This is a genomic window from Klebsiella sp. JB_Kp004 (assembly GCF_040065795.1).
Classification (GTDB): domain Bacteria; phylum Pseudomonadota; class Gammaproteobacteria; order Enterobacterales; family Enterobacteriaceae; genus Klebsiella; species Klebsiella quasipneumoniae.
Window position 1 is genome coordinate 319291 of the sequence record NZ_JBEAKW010000001.1, and the last position, 19150, is coordinate 338440.

The 19150-nt window shown below is 56.3% G+C and carries 25 protein-coding genes; 10 read left to right on the forward strand and 15 right to left on the reverse strand.

Annotation, left to right across the window (positions count from 1 at the left end):
* Window positions 1–167: 167 nt before the first annotated feature.
* The gene (locus tag ABLX76_RS01560) at window positions 168–323 is read right to left on the reverse strand and encodes a hypothetical protein (protein WP_032429125.1); all 156 of its coding nucleotides are present in this window, start codon (window positions 321–323) and stop codon (window positions 168–170) included.
* A gap of 45 nt (window positions 324–368) precedes the next feature.
* On the reverse strand, window positions 369–1001 hold the full coding sequence (locus ABLX76_RS01565) for a helix-turn-helix domain-containing protein (RefSeq protein ID WP_023289223.1): 633 nt from the start codon (window positions 999–1001) through the stop codon (window positions 369–371).
* Between the two features lie 568 nt (window positions 1002–1569).
* Here ABLX76_RS01565 and ABLX76_RS01570 point away from each other — a divergent pair.
* Window positions 1570–1767 carry a hypothetical protein gene (locus ABLX76_RS01570; protein ID WP_023289222.1) on the forward strand — a complete coding sequence of 66 codons (198 nt, stop codon included), beginning with the start codon at window positions 1570–1572 and terminating at the stop codon, window positions 1765–1767.
* Window positions 1768–1826: 59 nt separating this feature from the next.
* Here the strand turns inward: ABLX76_RS01570 and ABLX76_RS01575 are convergent, their stop codons facing one another.
* Entirely contained in the window at window positions 1827–2621 is a 795-nt protein-coding gene (locus tag ABLX76_RS01575; protein WP_044522244.1) for a helix-turn-helix transcriptional regulator, read from the reverse strand.
* Window positions 2622–2698: 77 nt separating this feature from the next.
* Here ABLX76_RS01575 and ABLX76_RS01580 point away from each other — a divergent pair, with 77 nt between their 5' ends.
* From ABLX76_RS01580 to ABLX76_RS01590, 3 genes are read left to right on the forward strand one after another with little or no spacing between them, the layout of a single operon-like run.
* Entirely contained in the window at window positions 2699–4756 is a 2058-nt protein-coding gene (locus ABLX76_RS01580) for an FUSC family protein (RefSeq protein ID WP_348873829.1), read from the forward strand.
* On the forward strand, window positions 4749–4961 hold the full coding sequence (locus ABLX76_RS01585; protein ID WP_049014926.1) for a DUF1656 domain-containing protein: 213 nt from the start codon (window positions 4749–4751) through the stop codon (window positions 4959–4961). Before ABLX76_RS01580 ends, ABLX76_RS01585 begins: the two co-directional genes overlap by 8 nt.
* The gene (locus ABLX76_RS01590; protein ID WP_023289218.1) at window positions 4958–5878 is read left to right on the forward strand and encodes an HlyD family secretion protein; all 921 of its coding nucleotides are present in this window, start codon (window positions 4958–4960) and stop codon (window positions 5876–5878) included. The genes ABLX76_RS01585 and ABLX76_RS01590 overlap by 4 nt, the downstream gene beginning before the upstream one ends.
* Here ABLX76_RS01590 and cydB read toward each other — a convergent pair.
* The 6 genes from cydB to ABLX76_RS01620 form a co-directional block, all read right to left on the reverse strand.
* Window positions 5872–6882, reverse strand: a complete 1011-nt coding sequence (gene cydB, locus ABLX76_RS01595) for a cytochrome d ubiquinol oxidase subunit II (RefSeq protein ID WP_048297273.1) — start codon at window positions 6880–6882, stop codon at window positions 5872–5874. The genes ABLX76_RS01590 and cydB overlap by 7 nt on opposite strands.
* Window positions 6879–8285, reverse strand: a complete 1407-nt coding sequence (locus ABLX76_RS01600) for a cytochrome ubiquinol oxidase subunit I (RefSeq protein ID WP_285202996.1) — start codon at window positions 8283–8285, stop codon at window positions 6879–6881. Before ABLX76_RS01600 ends, cydB begins: the two co-directional genes overlap by 4 nt.
* A 55-nt stretch (window positions 8286–8340) precedes the next feature.
* Window positions 8341–9228: a manganese catalase family protein gene (locus ABLX76_RS01605; protein WP_348873832.1), complete on the reverse strand. Its 888-nt coding sequence runs from the start codon at window positions 9226–9228 to the stop codon at window positions 8341–8343.
* 15 nt (window positions 9229–9243) lie between these two features.
* The gene (locus ABLX76_RS01610) at window positions 9244–9750 is read right to left on the reverse strand and encodes a ferritin-like domain-containing protein (protein ID WP_023289214.1); all 507 of its coding nucleotides are present in this window, start codon (window positions 9748–9750) and stop codon (window positions 9244–9246) included.
* A gap of 26 nt (window positions 9751–9776) precedes the next feature.
* Window positions 9777–10271, reverse strand: a complete 495-nt coding sequence (locus ABLX76_RS01615; protein WP_023289213.1) for a ferritin-like domain-containing protein — start codon at window positions 10269–10271, stop codon at window positions 9777–9779.
* Between the two features lie 90 nt (window positions 10272–10361).
* Entirely contained in the window at window positions 10362–10547 is a 186-nt protein-coding gene (locus ABLX76_RS01620; protein WP_004150795.1) for a general stress protein, read from the reverse strand.
* Between the two features lie 610 nt (window positions 10548–11157).
* Here ABLX76_RS01620 and ABLX76_RS01625 point away from each other — a divergent pair.
* Window positions 11158–12351, forward strand: a complete 1194-nt coding sequence (locus ABLX76_RS01625) for a zinc-dependent alcohol dehydrogenase (RefSeq protein WP_023289212.1) — start codon at window positions 11158–11160, stop codon at window positions 12349–12351.
* Between the two features lie 111 nt (window positions 12352–12462).
* Window positions 12463–12690, forward strand: coding sequence for a DUF1272 domain-containing protein (locus ABLX76_RS01630; RefSeq protein WP_023289211.1), 228 nt, complete (start codon window positions 12463–12465; stop codon window positions 12688–12690).
* Between the two features lie 54 nt (window positions 12691–12744).
* Here ABLX76_RS01630 and ABLX76_RS01635 read toward each other — a convergent pair whose 3' ends face one another.
* Both ABLX76_RS01635 and ABLX76_RS01640 read right to left on the reverse strand, forming a co-directional pair.
* Window positions 12745–13290: a cysteine hydrolase family protein gene (locus ABLX76_RS01635; RefSeq protein WP_241516187.1), complete on the reverse strand. Its 546-nt coding sequence runs from the start codon at window positions 13288–13290 to the stop codon at window positions 12745–12747.
* A gap of 290 nt (window positions 13291–13580) precedes the next feature.
* Window positions 13581–14222: a GntR family transcriptional regulator gene (locus ABLX76_RS01640; protein WP_064154847.1), complete on the reverse strand. Its 642-nt coding sequence runs from the start codon at window positions 14220–14222 to the stop codon at window positions 13581–13583.
* A 157-nt stretch (window positions 14223–14379) separates the two neighbouring features.
* On the opposite strand from ABLX76_RS01640, the gene ABLX76_RS01645 reads away from it, so the two are divergent.
* The 4 genes from ABLX76_RS01645 (at window position 14380) to ABLX76_RS01660 (ending at window position 16465) form a co-directional block, all read left to right on the forward strand.
* A complete protein-coding gene (locus ABLX76_RS01645; RefSeq protein WP_032452461.1) occupies window positions 14380–14853 on the forward strand; it encodes an OsmC family protein in 474 nt (157 codons plus the stop codon).
* A gap of 136 nt (window positions 14854–14989) precedes the next feature.
* A complete protein-coding gene (locus ABLX76_RS01650) occupies window positions 14990–15313 on the forward strand; it encodes an antibiotic biosynthesis monooxygenase (protein ID WP_004203706.1) in 324 nt (107 codons plus the stop codon).
* Window positions 15306–15698, forward strand: coding sequence for an amino acid-binding protein (locus ABLX76_RS01655; RefSeq protein ID WP_087848968.1), 393 nt, complete (start codon window positions 15306–15308; stop codon window positions 15696–15698). The genes ABLX76_RS01650 and ABLX76_RS01655 overlap by 8 nt, the downstream gene beginning before the upstream one ends.
* Window positions 15695–16465: a winged helix-turn-helix domain-containing protein gene (locus ABLX76_RS01660; RefSeq protein WP_087848969.1), complete on the forward strand. Its 771-nt coding sequence runs from the start codon at window positions 15695–15697 to the stop codon at window positions 16463–16465. The genes ABLX76_RS01655 and ABLX76_RS01660 overlap by 4 nt, the downstream gene beginning before the upstream one ends.
* Before the next feature lie 203 nt (window positions 16466–16668).
* Here ABLX76_RS01660 and ABLX76_RS01665 read toward each other — a convergent pair whose 3' ends face one another.
* The 4 genes from ABLX76_RS01665 to ABLX76_RS01680 all read right to left on the reverse strand — a co-directional run bounded on the left by ABLX76_RS01665 (window position 16669) and on the right by ABLX76_RS01680 (window position 18895).
* Complete coding sequence (locus tag ABLX76_RS01665; RefSeq protein WP_065883861.1) at window positions 16669–17088, reverse strand: hypothetical protein; 420 nt, start codon at window positions 17086–17088, stop codon at window positions 16669–16671.
* 20 nt (window positions 17089–17108) lie between these two features.
* On the reverse strand, window positions 17109–17447 hold the full coding sequence (gene yecR, locus ABLX76_RS01670; protein WP_050442630.1) for a YecR family lipoprotein: 339 nt from the start codon (window positions 17445–17447) through the stop codon (window positions 17109–17111).
* On the reverse strand, window positions 17444–17830 hold the full coding sequence (locus tag ABLX76_RS01675) for a hypothetical protein (RefSeq protein WP_032452458.1): 387 nt from the start codon (window positions 17828–17830) through the stop codon (window positions 17444–17446). Before ABLX76_RS01675 ends, yecR begins: the two co-directional genes overlap by 4 nt.
* Window positions 17831–18628: 798 nt before the next feature.
* Window positions 18629–18895, reverse strand: coding sequence for a hypothetical protein (locus ABLX76_RS01680; RefSeq protein WP_130941825.1), 267 nt, complete (start codon window positions 18893–18895; stop codon window positions 18629–18631).
* Window positions 18896–19150 lie beyond the last annotated feature (255 nt).

The window sequence follows — 19150 nt, forward strand, 5'->3', positions numbered from 1 at the left end:
ATAAAAAGCATGGTGTAATAAAAACGAAAAAAACAAGCCGCCAGTTTTTGTCATATTGTTATGCCGAAGATGAATAACGCATCACCCGGCACGCCCCGCCGGCCATGCCTTCTGCGGGCGATAAATCAGGCAGTCGGGTCAACGAAACGTCATATTTTCCCGCTACCTTACTGGCAGAAAAGGCGAAGCGGGAACAGGGTAGTGAAAAGAATATACGTGGTTCCGCTGGCGCTGATGCTGATCATGCTCAGCGTCAGCGCGTGGCGGGAACCGGCTCCGCGGCATGCCGCCAGAGGGCTGTGCGTCTGGTTTGATGGCGCAATGGTCGACTGCCTGCAGAGGCAGCGGCTGGGCGAAGCGAGACCCGCTCACGCGCTGGTCAGACGATAAACCGGTACCCGCCGGGTGGTATTGAACAGATTGTCGCTGACCTCCACCTCCTCAGTGACAATAGCCATCCCGGACCGGCGCAGCTGGGCAATGTCCGCCGCCACCCGCTGACTGCCGAACCAGAACAGGGCATCAAGCGCAGTAACCGGCAGGCCGGCGATTAATGCCTGGCGGAGTCGATCCCGGGCAGGTTTAATCTCCCGGGCGATCTGCTGGTACGGCGCCGCCGTCAGGCCCGTCGCTTCGACGCGACGAATGCGGTTTGTCAGGTGGTAATGAAAGCTCTCCGGTACAGCCTGTAAATCCTGCTTCAAACTGTAGACGCATCCGTAACGTTTGCCGTTGAAAACGGCGGCTTTACGGCTGAGCTGCAGCGTCTCGCGGACGTCGGCGATCAGCTGCGGCGCGCGCACCAGCAGCAGGCGAAAAGGCAGCTCGAAGCTGGTGACATAGTCGACGTTCAGTAACGCAATGCGCAGGCGCTCCTCTGCCCCGGCCTGCAGCTGACGGCACTCCTGATAGACTTCGCGCCACTGCTCCCGCAGCCGCGACGTTTCACCGGCTTCGGTAAACTGGTATTTTTCAATATCGTAATCAACTCTCCCGGCCACCGCGCATTCCTTCCTGAATCAGTCCCGGCGTTATACTATCATCCTCCGGCGCTGTACCCTACGCCGAGCGCCGTCGCCGCTGTCGGTTATTTACGATAAAGATAACGGGTGATGACCACATCAAGAACAAACAGCAGGAAAATAACGCTGCTTAACCACAATAAGCCTGCGAATAAATCAAGTAATTGCATCGTTGTTCCCTCGCCGTTGGCCATAAAAAATAAAGCCCCATCACCATAAAGTAGTTAAGAACTACCTTAACAGCCACAGAATAAAAATTATTTAGCGATATGAAATCCCGAGCCCTTGCAGGTTCATTTTACTGACATCAAATTGTCATCAAACAATGTCTATCATCAGCCGACGCCACAGGATTGTTCCTGCCGTCATGGTATCGCCGGCAAACGCGCGACCGCACGGTTTAACAACACGGAATAATATCGCCCTACCCCACTCTTACTGTCATTGCATAATCTTATATCAGGCCCCATTGCCATTCTGCTGAATAATCCGGAAAGCGCGATAAGTCATAAACGCCCTGCTGATTGGTTGACCATGGAGAAATACGATGCCCAGCGAAAAAGCCCGCAGCCTTGACCATTTCTATGAATTACTAGCGACAGGACAACATCAGAAAATTGAACTCGATTTCGACGTCGCCGCGGACGATTTTTTTAAAATCGCCACCGAGTTTGGCGACATTGGCGCGAGGATCACCCGGCTGAATGAGCGATTTATTATTAAGATCAAGTCGCCGAAAGCCTAAGCCCCTACCCGCCCTCTCTGGCGGGCGTCAGGCCAGCGGTCGTCGCCCGTCCCTTTTTCTTAACGAGTGCCGGTCTGCCGTTCGGCAAAATAGTGCGCCGGCGTCGTCCCCATCGTTTTTTTAAACAGGGTAATGAAAGCATTCACCGACTCATACCCCAGCTTAGCCGCCACGTTTTGTACCGAAACGCCGCTGGCCAGCTCCTGCAGGGCAATAATCAGATGCAGCTGCTGGCGCCAGCGTCCGAAGGTGAGGCCGGTCTCCCGCTGCATCAGGCGCGCCAGGGAGCGTTCACTCAGCGCCAGACGTTTCGCCCACACCGGCAGGGTACTGCGATCGTCAGGATGACTCACCAGCCTGTCGGCCATGGCGCGTATTTTGGGGTGCGCTGAGACGGGCAGATTCAGGCGCTGCGCCGGCATGGTCGCCAGCTCGTCAAGGGTCACCCGGGTCAGTCTCCCGGCATGGCTATCCGCCGCGTAGTCCGCCCCTTCGCGGGTGAGCCGCCCCACCAGCTCATGGATCAGGGAAGAGAGCGCCAGCGCGCAGCAGCTGTCGGGCAGCGCCGCCGCCCCGGGTTCAATAAACAGGTAGTTGAGGCGCGCGTTCCAGGTGGCGGTCACACTGTGGGCAATACCGCCCGGGATCCATACCGCGCAGCGAGGCGGCACGATCCACAGGTTATTTTCCGCCCGACAACGCACCGCGCCATACAGCACGATAATCAGTTGTCCTTTGCGATGGCTATGCACCGGCACTTCGGCTTCATACTCGACAAAATCAAGATGACGCGCGACGGCCGGGCAGGAAGACGCGTCCGGATCGTACAGCGTATTGGCAAAAGGTGATGGCATACGGTTGGCAAGATTCAGGTATTTTTTGACAGAATAGAGTATTTCTCCGCAAGCGCAAGCCGGCAATAATCGGCGGCATGAACATCATCCTCTTTCGTCAGGCCCGCTGGCTATGGGCCGCAGGCGCCGTCGCGCGCCGTTTCATGCCGCAAACACCCTCAGCCGCGCTGCGCAGCGATGGCCAGGCGGTGATCTATGCCGCGAAGAGTTTCGCCGCGGCGATGCTGGCTTACTATCTTGCGCTCTCCATCGGTCTGCAGCGGCCTTCCTGGGCCATCATCACCGTCTATATCGTCTCGCAGACCTCGGCGGGCGCCTCGTTGAGCCGTAGCGTCTATCGGCTGGTCGGGACCGTCGTCGGCGCGGCGGCCACCGTGATCATCGTGCCCACCTTCGTCAACCAGCCGATCCTGTGCAGCGTCGTGCTGGCCCTGTGGATCGCGGGTAGCCTCTGCCTGTCCCTGCTTGAACGCACGCCGCGCGGGTACGCCTTCCTGCTGGCGGGCTACACCGCGAGCCTGATTGGCTTTCCCGCCGTCTCCGCGCCCGGGACGATCTTTGATCTCGCCGTCACCCGGGTGGAAGAGATCGTCATCGGTATCTTATGCGCCGGCCTGATCCATCGCTTCGTGCTGCCGGTGCGCATCGCCGGGCGGTTTAACAGCACGCTGGCACAGACGCTGGCAACCGCCCGCCAGCGGATCGCCGATACGCTGGCAGGCAAGCCGGTGGCGGCGGAAACGCTGCGGCTGGCGCTGAGCCTGCAGTTTCTCCAGGGCATCAACCACCACCTGCCCTGGGATGACGGCCTGTCTGTCCCTCACCGCCAGGCGAGAAAAGCGATCCACGACCGGCTGGCGCGACTGTTGATCGTCAATGGCGAATTGTATGACCGTTTACAGCGGAGCGGGCCGCCACCTGACGACCTGCAGGCGCTGCTAGCGGAGGCAGAGGCCTGGCTGACAGGCCCGCAAGCCGCCAGATCGGCGCCCTCGGCAGACGGACTTCTCTCCCGCTGCGAGCGGCTCATCGCCCGGTACGCTGCTGACGCGCAGACCATGGACGAGGCGCTGCGGCTCAGCCTGGCGCGCCATCTGGCGGAAGCCATCCGCCTCCTGCAGGAGAGCGAGCGGCTGGCGAAGGCGGTTTATCGCCGGCGGTCGCCTGCCCTGCCCCCCGACGCCGGCGCGGCGAAGGGTTATGTTTTCCATCGCGATCCGCTCAGCGCCCTGCGGACTTCCTTCGGCGCCTTCGTCATCATCCTTAGCGGCTGCCTGATCTGGATAGGATCCGCCTGGCCCGATGGCGGCACCGCGGTCTCGATCCTCGGGGTCTGCTGTAGCCTGTTCGCCAGCTTCGACGCGCCGGCGGCGCATCTGGTGAAATACCTGATCGGCTGCGTGTGGGGCGTGCTGTTCAGCCTGCTCTACAGCTTCGTCCTGCTGCCGCAGGTGAACGAATTTGCGCTGCTGGCGGCGGTGCTCGCCCCGGTCTATCTGCTGGCCGGCTCGCTGCAGGCGCGGCCAGCCACCACCTTTATGGCGATGGGCATCACCCTGACGCTGCCGATATTGTGCGAGCTGGGGGCCAGCTACCGCGGCGACTTCGCGACGGCGATCAACACCGCGCTCGCGCTGTTTATCGCCGTCGGTTATGCGGCGTTTGGTATGCGCCTGCTGCAAACCGTGCAGGCGGAAACCGCTATCCGTCGTCTGCTGACGCTGTGCCAGCGCGATATCCGCCGCGCCGCTCGCGGCCGGCTGGCGCACAATGCCCACCGCTGGACCAACCTGATGATCGACCGAACCGCATTACTGCTGCCCCGCCTGCCGCAGAGCGGACCGGCAGCCGGTCAGTTGCTTGACACGATGCTGCGCGATATTCGTACCGGTCTCGCCGTGATCCATCTGCGCCGTCGCTATCAGCAGGCGGACAGTGCGTCGGCGGACGCAGTGCAAGCGCTCCTGGACGCGCTGAACCCGCAGCCGGACATGACGGCCCTGGAGCAACCGGTCAATGCGCTGCTGGCCCAGGCTTTACCGGCGACCGATGCCGCCTCGCGCGAACGTGCGGAAGCGCTCATCGCGCTGTATTGCGCCTTACACCTGCCTGAGGAGAGCCAGAACCATGCGTGACCTCGCGCTGGGCGGGGTATTTTTCCCCGGCCTGCTGATTGTCGGCCTTATCGCCCTGCTCGCTACACTGTTGCTGCAACCGCTTATCTTCTCCGCCCGCGGCCCGGGTCGCCTGCCGTGCCGGCCGCTGTGGGGGCTGTCCCTTTTTATCGCGCTTTTCTTCCTGCTCCTGCAGGGCGTTCACTCGCTGGGGTTATCCGTATGACACTGTATCTGACACTTCTGGGCCGCTATGCCCTGACTTTAGGCGCCGTCGCCGCCGCCGCGCTACTGGCTTTCATTTTCTGGAAACAGGAGGCGCAGACGCCCTGGACCCGCGATGGCCGGATGCGGGCCGACGTGGTGCAGATCGCCCCCAATGTCTCGGGGCCGGTGGCCAGCGTGGCGGTGAAAGACAACCAGTGGGTCAATCGGGGAGAGGTACTCTATACCATCGATCCGCGCTGGCTGAAGCTGGCGGTCAGCAGCGCTCAGGCGGAGGTGGAAGCCCGACGCCAGGAGATGGCGATGCGCCAGGATGCCGCCAGACGTCGGGCGCAGATCCAGGGCGTCATCTCCAGCGAAGATCTGAAACAGACCAACAGCGCGGCCAGCGTCGCGGCCGCTAACTACCAGGGCGCGCTGGCGGCACTGGCGCTGGCGCAGTTGAATGTAGCCCATGCCACCGTGCGGGCGCCGGTATCCGGCTACGTGACCCATCTCCGGCTGCGCCCCGGCGACTATGCCACCGCCGGGGTGACGACAGTCGCCATTATCGATGGTCAGAGCTTCTGGGTGGTGGGGTATTTTGAAGAGACCCGTCTGCGCCACATCCACATTGGCGATACCGCGCACATCACGCTGATGGGCTATGACCCGGTTATTACCGGCCATGTGGAGAGCATCGGGCACGGGATCGGCGATACCAATGATGAAACCGGCGCCCTGGGCCTGCCGCAGGTCGAGCCAACGTTCAGTTGGGTGCGGCTGGCGCAGCGTGTGCCGGTGCGTATCCATATCGATACCCTGCCCGCAGGGGTGGAGCGGGTCGCCGGTCTGTCCGCGACCATTTCGGTCATCCCTGACCGGACGGCGCGGCGCGCCGGCCAATCATCAGTAGCCGACTTGCTGTCCTCTCAGTGATAGCCTTCGCTACCGGACACTTTGCCGCGAAAGACGTAATAGCTCCAGGCGGTATACATCAGGATCACCGGGATGATCAGCAGCGCCCCCGGCAGCATAAATACCTGGCTGGAGGGCGGCGCGGCGGCATCCCACAGGGAGATGTGCGGCGGAATAATGTTCGGCCAGACGCTGATCCCCAGCCCGCTGAAGCCGAGGAATATCAGGCCCAGCGTCAGGATAAAGGGACGAGCGTGGCTGGCGGGGCGCGCGCTCAGGCGCCAGATCCACAGGCTCAGGGTCAGCACCAGGATCGGCACCGGCACGAACCAGAAGAAATTGGGCAGCGTAAACCAGCGTTCCGCCACGTAGCGCCAGCCCAACGGCGTCCAGACGCTGACCACCGCGATCACCGCCATCAGCGCCAGCAGCACCTTGCGAGTCAGTTCGCGCATCCGCTGCTGCAGCGCGCCTTCACTTTTCATGATGAGCCAAGTGGTGCCCAACAGCAGATAGGCCACCACCAGCCCCAGACCGCAGAACAGGTTAAAGGGGGTAAGCCAGTCCAGCGTCGAGCCCGCGAAGCGGCGGTCGGCTACCGCAAAGCCGTTGATAAAGGCGCCGACGACAATCCCCTGGCTGAAGGTCGCCAGCAGCGAGCCGCCGGCGAAGGCATAGTCCCAGAAGGTGCGATGCGAGGGAACCGCTTTAAAACGAAACTCAAACGCCACGCCGCGGAAAATCAGGCCGATGAGCATCGCCGTCAGCGGGATAACCAGCGCATCGGTGATCACCGCGTAAGCCAGCGGAAACGCGCCGAACAGCCCTGCCCCGCCGAGCACCAGCCAGGTCTCATTACCATCCCAGACGGGCGCCACGCTGTTAACCATCACATCGCGCTCTTCGGCGTCATGCACCACGCTGAACAGCATCCCGATGCCTAAATCGAAACCATCCATCACGATATACATCAACGTGGCGAAGACAATGATGACAAACCAAATCACCGAGATATCGATGCTCATAATGCGTTCTCCTCATCCCGCACCGGCTCTGCCGCCGAGAGCGGACGCGCCGGGGTGCCTGCGGTTTGCGAGGTCAGCTCCGTCACCGGCTGCGGCCCTTTTTTGATAAGCCGGAAGATATAGTAATACCCCACGCCAAACACCGCGCAGTAGACCACGATAAACACCAGCAGGCTGATAGCCATCTGCAGCGTACTGTGCAACGACACCGCGTCCCGGGTGCGCAGCAAACCGTAGATCACCCACGGCTGACGGCCCATCTCGGTGGTCACCCACCCGGCGACCAGCGCAATAAGACCGGCGGGCCCCATACAGAGCGCAAACCACTGGAAGGGACGCGAATGGTACAGCCGCCGACGATAGCGCAGCCAGGCGCTGCAGATCCCTAAGGCGATCATCAACACGCCCATCCCAACCATGATACGGAACGACCAGAACACGGCGGGCGAATAGGGCCGGTCCTCTTTCGGGAAATCTTTCAGGGCCGGCACCTGCTTATGCAGGCTGTGGGTGAGGATCAGGCTGCCCAGCGCCGGGATCTCCAGGCCATAGCGGGTCCGCTCCTCTTCCATATCCGGCAGGCCAAACAGTAACAGCGGGGTGGCCTCGCCCGGCCGGTTTTCCCAGTGTCCTTCAATCGCCGCAATCTTCGCCGGCTGATGCTCAAGGGTGTTAAGGCCATGCATATCCCCCACCACCGCCTGGATGGGCGCCACCAGCAGCGCCATCCACATCGCCATCGACAGCATTTTGCGGATGGCCGGCGAGTCGTTGCCGCGCAGCAGATGCCAGGCGGCGGAGGCCCCGACGAACATGGCGCTGCTAAGAAACGCGGCGATCGCCATATGGAACAAGCGATACGGGAATGAGGGGTTAAAGATAATCGCCAGCCAGTCCTGCGGGATAAGGTGGCCATTTTCGAGGGTAAAACCCTGCGGCGTCTGCATCCAGCTATTGGAGGCGAGGATCCAGAAGGTGGAGACCAGGGTGCCAAGGGCTACCATGCAGGTGGTAAAAAAATGCAGCGCCGGCGGCACCTTGCTCCAGCCGAACAGCATCACGCCGAGGAATCCCGCTTCGAGGAAGAAGGCGGTCAGCACTTCATACAGCAGCAGCGGGCCGGTAATACTGCCGGCAAACTGGGAGAATCCGCTCCAGTTGGTGCCGAACTGATAGGACATGACTAATCCGGAAACCACGCCCATGCCAAAATTGACGGCGAAAATTTTCAGCCAGAAGTTGTAGAGCGAGCGCCAGACGTTATCCCGGGTTCGCAGCCACATCCCTTCCAGCACCACAAGGTAGCTGGCAAGGCCGATGGTGATGGCCGGAAACAGAATATGGAAGGAAACGGTAAAGGCAAATTGCAGTCGGGCCAGATGAAACGCGTCAAATTCAAACATAATCCGCACCCATCATTATGAAACGCCCCGGCCGCAGCCGGGGCTTATGCGAACATCACTTAGCCGATGATAACGTGTTTTGCTTACCGGCGCCCAGTTCAGCGCCGGTCAAAGGATCACCCTGCGGGTCAGACTCTGTTCGCTTCAGCATCGCTTTGCACAGCGCTTCCTGCTCCGGCGTCAGGCCGACAGAGGCGCTGCCATCTCCGCCATCCACGGCCGGCTGCGGATCCTTGACATAATCGAAGTGTTTGTCACTGTTCCAGCTGCCGCGTACTTCTCCACCTTCAGACATATTGTAGTAGGTGTTCGCGTACTCGCTAATGGGCGGCAGTTTGCCCGGCGGATAGTTGTTGCGAATCGACTGCAGCGCCTTCTCAAAAGAGAGCTGATGCGCCGCTTCGCGGGTCATCAGGAACGCCAGCGCGTCTTTTACGCCGGGATCGTCGGTCACGTTGATCAACCGTTCATAGACGATCTTCGCCCTCGCCTCCGCCGCGACGTTCGACCGCAGGTCGGCGGTGGGTTCGCCGATAGTATCAATATAGGCCGCCGTCCACGGCACCCCCGCCGAGTTGGTCAGCGGGGTACCGCCGCCGTACAGTAACGACGTAATATGGCTGTCGTTGCCGTTGGCGGTGAGCGAACGATAGAGTTCCGCCTCGCTTTCGGTGCCCTCCGCCAGCGCCCCTTTGGCGCCTTTATTTAGCATGCCGACCAGGGTGCCAATGATCTCCAGATGGCTCAGCTCCTCTGTCGCGATATCCATCAGCATGTCTTTGCGGCCGGGATCGTCATCGCTTAATCCCTGAGTGAAATAACGACACGCGGCGGCCAGCTCGCCCTGAGGGCCGCCAAACTGTTCGAGCAGTAAATTCGCGAGCCCCGGATTGGGTTCAGCAACGCGCACGGTATACTGCAATTGTTTCACATGACGAAACATAGGCCTGCCTCCTGGTTATTTTTTCGCTTCTACGCCGTCAGCATCTGAACGCAGGAGAAATTGCTCCGTAGTCTGAGGAATATGTTTGATCAGCCAGTCGGCCATGGCCTGCTCTTCCGCCAGGATGGCCTCAATGGCCGGAATGGAGGCGGTATCGCCCGCTTTTTCAGCCGCCGCCAGCAGAGAGGTATAGCAGGCGATCTCAAACTGCTCGAAGACGTACCCGCTGATCGAGCCTTTGACTATTTCATCGGAAGGAAACATCCCGCCGATGGACTGGCCGAGAGCCGCCATTTTACTCATTGAATCTTTAATCACCGAGCGCGAAATCTCGTTGCGGTCGAGGATCTCTTCCAGCACGGTAATTTGCCGTTTGGTCTCATTAATATGCTGTTCGATTCTGGCACGGAGATCCGGATAATTATCGATACGGCCAGCCATTGATTCCAGCATGGATTCTGCCTGTTTTTCCATGGCATGCGCATCTCGTAGCCAGTCATGATAATGTTCAATGTGATTCATCGTGATTTCCTCGTGTCAGGGAGCGTTTATTTTTCTGCTTTTTTATTAATATTACCTACCGCCAGGTCGGTTAATTTCACATCGGTTTGTTTTTCTTCTTCCAGGGTTTCGGCCAGCAGTTTGACCGCTTTTTTATAACCCAGCTGTTCCGCCAGGGTCACCAGGGTACCGTAACTGGCAATTTCGTAATGCTCGACCTTTTGCGCAGCGGCAATTAACGCGGCATCACGTACTTCATTTTTTTCCGTGCTCTCAACGACTTCATTGGCCTCTTCAATTAATCCTTCCATGGCCACGCATTTCATGCGTTTGATTTTCAGACCGGATTCCTGCTCAACGATCTGGTCGATACGTTCAATCTGGCCCTGGGTTTCTTCAAGATGAGCATTGAACGCCGCGCTGAGTTTTTCACTGGACGCCGCTCTGGCCAGTTTAGCCAGCCCGCGGGTTAATTGTTTCTCTGCGCTGTAGGTATCTGAGAGCAGGTGAATAAATACATCTTCAATGCTTTTCATATTCATAGAAATACCTTCCGGAGTCAGAAAATAACTGCGAGCCCGTGACAGACTCGCAGGAGATACTTTCACTTCAGGGTGCAAGGAAAAGGATAATCAGGAATTATCAGACTTGCGGCCACCGCCGTGGCTGTTTTGTCCGCCTTTTTTACCCGCTTCGGACGCACGCTGCGGATCATTTTTAAAGTTCCCGCCGCTGTGCTGACCACCTTTACGACCTGCTTCAGAAGCTTTTTCACGGTCTTCAGCAAAATTACCGGAACCACCACGATGCTCTGCCATATTTCACCTCATGTATATCGGTTATGTCAGTACGATACGAAAATATTCCGTATCACTCGTCGTTCGATATTTAAATCTAGCGGGTAATGCTGGTTAGTCAAATTATTATCCGGTGTTTCCGACACCTTTTAGCAGCAATTCGGAATAATTCTATAAAACACATCAAAAACAACCAGACGGCACATTTCGGCTAACCCCCTGTGTTCAGGGAAATAATGCGTAGAGACTCCCCATGCGGCAAAGAATTATTTATACCGGCGGGTTACTCCCGTTGGGTTATATAACGAAGCGGCAGTATTGCCTGTAGCCCGACTGAAATTAGGAATTTTTCTTGTTTTTAAGGCAAAAAAAAAGCCGCTGGGGAAGCGGCTGGAAAAATAAAATGGAGCGAATATCATGCCCGATTAAGCCTGGCATATTCAGGGGAAACAGGCAAATAACGCCAATAAATAAGCGAAGCGTGGAATATATTCAGCGACTGGAATATCACGCAGTTCCATTATTAGTACTCTACGCTTTATTTTCACGGTGGTTTATCGGCGGCAATAGCGTCAGGTCACTTTGCCTTTGCGCCTGATGCGATCAGCCATTCTCTCCAGGAGAAGACTCTATGAAAGCACTCACTTATCATGGCCCCCATCATGTCAGCGTTGACACCATGCCCGACCCAGCCCTTGAGGCGCCGGACGATATTATTCTGCGCGTCACGGCGACGGCGATCTGCGGTTCCGATCTGCACCTTTACCGCGGAAAGATCCCCGGCACGCACCATGGTGATATTTTCGGCCATGAATTTATGGGGGAAGTGGTGGACGCCGGTTCGGACGTCACCGCGGTTCGTAAAGGCGATCGGGTGGTTATCCCGTTTGTCATTGCCTGCGGAGACTGCTTCTTTTGTCGCCTGCAGCAATATGCCGCCTGCGAAAGCACCAATAGCGGCCAGGGGGCGACGCTCAATCGCAAAGGTATTTCGCCACCCGCGGCGCTGTTTGGCTATAGTGATTTGTACGGCGGGATCCCCGGCGGCCAGGCGGAATATGTGCGGGTTCCCAAAGCCAATACCGGCCCGTTTAAAGTGCCGGACACCTTACCCGATGAAAAGGTGCTGTTTCTGTCGGATATTCTGCCCACCGCCTGGCAGGCGGTAAAAAACGCCGAGGTCAAACCCGGCAGCAGCGTGGCTATTTTTGGCGCCGGCCCGGTTGGCCTGCTGTGCGCCTCCTGCGCCAGGCTCAATGGCGCAGAGCAGATATTCATCATTGATCATAACGATTACCGACTCGACTTCGCGCAGCAGCGCTATGGCGCGATCCCGATAAACTTCGACCACCATGACGACCCGGCGCAGTGGATTATCGACAACACCGCCGGCCATCGCGGCGTCGACGCGGTGATTGACGCCGTCGGCTTCGAGGCGAAAGGCAGCCTCACGGAAACCGTCCTCAGCACCCTGAAAATCGAGGGCAGCAGCGGGAAAGCGCTGCGCCAGTGCATCGCCGCCGTGCGCCGCGGCGGCATCGTCAGCGTGCCTGGGGTTTACGCCGGTTTCATTCACGGATTTATGTTTGGCGATGCCTTTGATAAGGGGCTGACCTTCAAAATGGGGCAAACCCACGTCCATGCCTGGTTGCCGGATCTGCTGGCGCTAATTGAGCAAGGGTTGCTCACCCCGGAGGAGATTATCACGCACCATATGCCGCTGGAGGAGGCCGCGCGCGGCTATCAGATCTTTGAGAAGCGTGAAGAGGCATGCCGCAAAGTGATCCTCGTGCCGGGGATGCAGCCCGGAAAGGCAACGCTTTGAGGCGGAGGTTAACGCAGCGAAACCCTTCGGCGGCCAGTGCGGGCCGTGATATAAATACAGCATCCGCTGGCCCGCCGTGGCGGATACCGCCATTAACCACAGGAGAAGGTCATGCTCGAGTTACGCCCGAATTGCGAATGCTGTGATAAAGATCTGCCGCCAGACTCACCCGAAGCGTTTATCTGTTCGTTCGAGTGTACCTTTTGCCAGGACTGCATGACGGCCCGGCTGAACGGTCATTGCCCGAACTGCGGCGGCGAGCTGGTGCGGCGCCCGGTGCGTCCCGAAGAGGCGCTCCGGCGTCACCCCGCCTCCACCCTGCGTCGCCATACGCAGTAAAACCGGATGAGCAGGCGTCGCGAACGGGAGCCCTCAGGCTCCCTTTCTTCACCCTTATTTCTCTGCCGAAAAGCGCCACTCTGCCGCGGTCGACAGCGTCACAAAGGGCCCCGCAAGGGTGACATTGTGATGGCCAATGATGTCAGGCGCTGATAAACGTTCGTTATCCATGGTTGAGTGCGCATCCGAGATCAACACCGTCCGTAATCCCAGCGCCGATGCCGCTCGGCAGGTCGTGTCCACGCAGAATTCGGTTTTCATCCCGGCAATAACCAGCTGTTTTACGCCGGCCTGGGCGAGCTGATGCTCAAGGTCAGTTTGCTGGAAACAGGAGGGGTATTTTTTAATCAAAACGATATCCCGCTCGCAGTTAACCCCCATCTCAGGCAGCAGTTGGGTTAATGGACTTTGCGCGGAGAACGGAGAGTCGTCAGGTCCGGTATGGCGGGCAAAGAAGACTGGCACCTCAGCCTGTCTCGCTTTTTCAATCAGCAGGCAAACGTTCGCCAGAAGCGCATCGGCCTGATACGGGGAAACCGGGCCACTGAAAAGCCCCTGCTGCATATCGATAATTAACAGGGCATGTTCAGATGAAATCATGATGGGTCTCCATTCAGTCTGTCACGAACGGAGAAGACGCTCCCCGTCCACATTGGCGGGGAGTGAGGATCTGTTTGTCAGGAGCCGGTCACAGATACGCCCACACCACCGCAGGTTACGGTCGTGGTGGTGACGGTGGTGGTTGGCTGCACTGACGTAATCATTATCTGACCTTCACTTATTCTTTACAGATAAAACATAAGCGCCATTAAAACGGCTCTTTTCTTATAGCATTGAGCTGAGACGGATTGCAATTTATGTCTGAACAACGCAGCCGCTTTACGCAACCATTAACGGCTTACAATATAGGCGCGAAGGGTTTCGCCTGCTGAAAGAATATGTTTCACGGTATATGCCCGAGCCTCCTGTGGATTATTTTGCTGGCAGGCCATCAGGATCTGCTGATGCTCATCCTGGAATTTCAGCGTATCCGACAGCAGTCTGTTCTGAAAAAGCTCATATCTTTCAATCTGCTCGCGCAATTCACCGATCATCTTCAACAGGCGCTGATTGTTACACTTCCGATACAGCAGTTCATGAAACTCCCGGTTATACCTCCCCTGCTGCTCGGGTTCAGAAGCGCTGCTCAGCAGCTGATGCACCAGCTCTGCCCGGGCAAGCGTTTCCGGGTCCATATTCTTCAGGCTATGAAAAATGGCTTCACCTTCCAGGAGTGCCCGCAGCTGATAAATTTCATCGACATCTGCGGCCGTCAGCGTTTTCACCACCGCGCCGCGATTTCTGTAAATCTCAACCAGACCTTCGCGCTCAAGCTGCTGTATCGCTTCTCTCATTGGGATACGGCTGACAGAAAACTGGCAGGCCAGGTCGCGCTCTACAAGCCGGTCGCCATCTCGCAATGCCCCCTTGTTGATTAAGATTTTTAACTCACTGGCAAGGATGTCGGCGGTCGAACGGGTAGCAGCGTTCATTTGGCTCTCTTTACATCATTCATAAATGGTATACCATTATGCCATTCTAGCCAGCGTCATGACAACCTTGCGATTCTACCTGCGGCTTCGTTCAGGCAATGCACCTGGACGATACCGCAGTGAAGAAATTCATCCCTCTCTAGAGAAAGGCAAACCAATGGAACATGCTTATACCAGTCATATCACATGGACCGGCAATCAGGGCTCGGGTACCTCGGGTTACAAGGCTTATGCCCGAACCTGGGATATCGCGGTAAAGGGAAAAGAACCTATTCATTGTTCAAATGATCCATTACTGGGCGGCGATCCCGGCAAAATGAACCCGGAAGATCTCCTGCTCTCTTCTCTCTCTGCCTGTCACATGCTGTGGTACTTACATCTGGCCTCAGATGCCGGCATTACGGTCATGGAATATCAGGACTCGCCGGTGGCAACGGGTGAAGTATTAAAAGGGGGCGCGGGTCGCTTTATTTCTGCTACCCTCAGGCCGAAAATCACCGTATTACCAGGTACCGATCTCGACGCCGCCGCGGCCATTCATCAGCAGATCCATCACGTCTGTTTTATCGCCCGCTCGGTCAATTTCCCGGTCAGCTACCAGCCTGAATTTATTATCTTTAACGCAGAGTAACTCGTTTCTGGCGCGGTCATCCGGCGCTCAGGAAATGTGGCTGGGGTATCCAACCTCAGCCACACTTCGCTGCACACCGAAGCATCCTGCTCTGGCCGTCATTAGACTGCAGGGAAATTCACCACGGAGCAGACTTATGATTGCGGTACTTTTTGAGGCCGACGCCTTACCGGAAGCACAGGAAAGATATCTTCAGCTGGCGGCCGGGCTGACGCCTTTGCTTTCAGACACGCCGGGGTTTATCGCCATCGAGCGCTTTCAGAGCCTGAATTCGCCCGGCAAAATCCTTTCGTTATCCTGGTGGGAAGATGAAGCATCGGTGGCCAACTGGCAGCAAAATGAGCGGCATCTGGCTGCCCAGCGCGAAGGCAAAGCATCGATTTTTTCATATTACAGAATACGCGTTGCCCGCGTGTTCCGGGATTACTCATCGGATCGGGGAGCACAGCCAGATGTATGATATTCACGTCATTCTCAGCAACACGCCGGGCTCGCTTGGCGCAATGGGTATAGCGCTGGGCAACAACGGTGTGGGTCTCGAAGGTGGTGGGGTATTCACCACGCCTGATGCCGGACATGCGCATTTTCTGGTGGAAGACGGTGAGACAGCCCGCAGGGTGCTGACCGAGGCCGGATTTACGGTCAGCGATGTATGCCGTCCTCTGATACGCAAGTTACCCCAGGAACGACCCGGGGAACTGGGAGACATTGCAGACACCCTGGCCCGCAACGGTATTAATATTCTGGTACAGTACAGCGACCACCGTAACCGGCTCATTCTCCTTACCGATGATGACACCCGGGCAGCGGAAGTGACCAAAAAATGGGCCATACTTTTTGAATGAATCTCCTGAAAACGCAGCAAGACAGTGAGCCAGAGGCGGCGCTGGAAACCGCGATGGCGATGGTGGCCTCAGCCCTCTCCGACCCGTCAAGGGTCAGTATTCTCTGCGCGCTGATGGACGGGCGCGCATGGACGGCGACCGAGCTCAGCACGGTCGCCGAGGTCTCCGCCTCCACCACCAGCGGACATCTTGCCCGGCTGCTCAGCAACGGGCTGGTGGTGTGTCTCGCGCAGGGGCGCCACCGCTATTACCGCCTCGCGGGCCCGCATATCGCCGGGCTGCTGGAAAACCTGATGGGCGTCTCAATGCAGGCGCATAAGGCGCTGGCCACCAGCACGCCGGTTACGCTTCGCTACGCCCGCACCTGCTACGACCATCTGGCGGGCGAACTGGCGGTGAATATTTATGAGTTTATGCTGCGGGAAAAATGGCTGACGGCCGATGGGCAGTCCCTGACGTCAGCCGGTAAAACCCAGCTTGAAAGCCTGGGCGCAGTACTTAACGCTCGACCGCGACGTAAGCCTTGCTGCCCCTGTCTTGACTGGAGCGAAAGACGTTTTCATCTGGGAGGCGACGCCGGATCGGCGCTGATGGCGCTGTTTGAGCAGAAAGGATGGATCACCCGCACGCCGGGATATCGGGAAGTGCAAGTGACGGATAGCGGCAGAGCGGCGCTGTCCCGGCTGTTTAATCTCAAAGATAGCATCCGCGGATTAGACTATGTTGAGCCACCAGAAAACGTTAATCATAGTGAGCGCAACGCATAGATTACTCACATTTTTTCTGGCGTACCTGCAGAAAATGGTTTAGTTCCGGGCACCCTTTTTCAGCTCCAGCATATATTTATTGCCGACGCTGCCGAGCTCAAAATTAAACACTAGCTTCGTATTACCTGCTTTCTCCACTCGCGACACTGGAGGAAGCGGTGGTGTAAAAAAACCCGCCGCAGCGGGTCTTTTTTCCGGGCAGCCTATCGGCCGATAGTGCCGCCGGTATCGTTCGCATCGTTGAACCAAGTTCCTAGCTCATTACCGTGCGTGCTGGTGATGGAGAATTGTGCCTCCTGCACGGAAAACAGCAGCACGCCGTTGACGACCCGCGGGCGCTCCGCCAGGTGGCCGTTGTAACGCACCTCATGGGGCTTCACCACAATGATTTTGTTGCCAATGCGCTGACCATTCCGAAGGAAAACGGAGTAGGTACCAGCGAATTTCGAAAAGTTCTGGCTCTTCTTCGCTTCTGCGGCGTTTTGCGCTTTAGTTTTGTGGATGTCGCAGCCCTGCCCGGCGTTCATCTCATTGCATCCGGAGCGCTCCAGCTGTTCGCGATATTTAGCGTTAATGGCGTGTGCCGGTGCTGCAGCGACGGTCGCCAGGGTGATTGCTATCATCAATTTTTTCATTATTTTCTCTATTGTTGGATCTTGCCACTACACATGTACAGTTTTGACACTTCGCCTTTCAGGCAACCGCGGATGAATATATTCGTCTCGGAGCATTCAGTTTTGGCGAGTTCATCGACAGCCTCCGCGCCGGTGTACCCCCATTTTTTGCAGATTGCCGCCGCCTTCTCCTGCGCGCCGTTAAAGGTCGGCGTGAAGTTAGCAGGCTGGCTACCGTTTAGCAGGTACGAAAATTTAACGGTAGCGTCAGCGCGGCTCGCGTTAGTGACGCCCATTGGAGGGGGAACGGCACACCCGGCCAGCGCCGTCGTCAGTGCTACGCCAGAAAGCGTCTTCAGGATGTTCATCTTTTTGCCTCTTCATTAACGGCGTTGTTTTCTTGATGCAATTCAGCGCGGCGTTGCTCATAAAACGCATGAACATCGGCAGGTTGAGCATCCCACAATGCTCTCATTTTCCGGTCATAATTGTCAGCGCAGACACGGCGCTCTTTCTCATACCCGCGGGAGACCGCGACACGCGCTTCACCTTCAACCCGGACAGAGCCATACAACTGGCCATGATATTTCTTGTTAGCGATCTCCTCGCAGCGCAGTAGCGCTTTGTTGTAAAGGCTCCTGGTTTCGCGAAACTTCGCGACGTGCTTTTCCTGATCGTTTATTTGGTTTACGGTGCAACCAACCAGTGCGCAAGCTAACAGAAGCGCGGTGGGGGGGATTTTCTTCATCATATAGTTGTGTTTCCATGTGGTTATATTCAAATTTATAAATCAGTGCTTCAACGGTCGACTGTCGATCCAGGCTGATACGCTCTTCGTTCCAGTAGATGAATCACCAAGCAACAGACCCAGTACGTCCCCTGCCGCATACAGCGTTACTTTCGACTATGAGCCCATGAATCAACTGCAGGCTTTGGTAGCTAATAACGTGAGCTGCCCCTGATATCTCATTTGCCTCACTTCTCATCTGCGTAATGACGTCCCCAAAAGCAGGGCTAGCCAGGAATAACATCGTGACAACAATGAAGGTATTAATCCTTTTCCATTTATAATCCTGTATTTTTGATAAGGGTTGGATGTTTCAAGTGTCTAGCTTTTACTTTTCCCGTACTCGTAAGATCGGGCAATTGTCAGCAAACAAAATGAGAACACAAAGTTATTAACTTGTGAAATGTGTTTTTTTATTGAGGTAATGTCAATACATCGCTTTATCGATGATTAATTTCTCGCCACGGGAAGATGCATAACTCTAGTATGTTTTGTTATCTCTATTCCTGCCACCCCAGTATAAGCCTCATCTTATCATATCGGAATGGGGCAAGACTTACAGATTAACCCCATGAAGCTCATTGCGTGTTTTATTGCCCACTGATAAATAATATGCATTCACATTAATTACCCCTGTGATAATTCATGATAACATAAGCAAGTTTTATCAAAATAATGATATAAAAAGCTAACCACCACCGGCTCAAGTACCGCCATGCCACACGTACTGTAAAAGGCAGCGACGGATGACCGACGGAGTCCTCAGGCTTGTTTTTCATTAGCGACACCCAGCGCATAAAATAATTCATCACTGATCTTTGCGAAGCTTTTTTGCAATTCAAAAAGGTTGTGTAATTCGGTGCAAATGGTTGGATTATATTTATTGTTAATAGCTATGATTAGATGTGTTAACTCACATTCAATAACAGCACACAAAAAATTAATATTTGCATTAAATTCTGACGGGCGTTCGACTGGAAACTGTGCGAGCGTGACCGATGGAACGGAAGCGCCTGTTGTATTATTCATGTTGTATCATCATTAATTATTTTCGAGAGGAAGACCCAATAAACATTTAATTATTTTGCAGCATAAAATAAGGCTAAACGACCTATTCTTCAAGAAAGATCTCATTAATTTTTGTGTGGATTACAAAATATTCCACCAAATATCCGGCGATTCTTTTCTTCTTCAGGTTTAAATGCGCCCCGTTTATCCCCTTCCTCGTGCAACCATGTGTACAAAGTGTCGACTGAAGTTGCATGCTTGCAGCAGAGGTCTCTG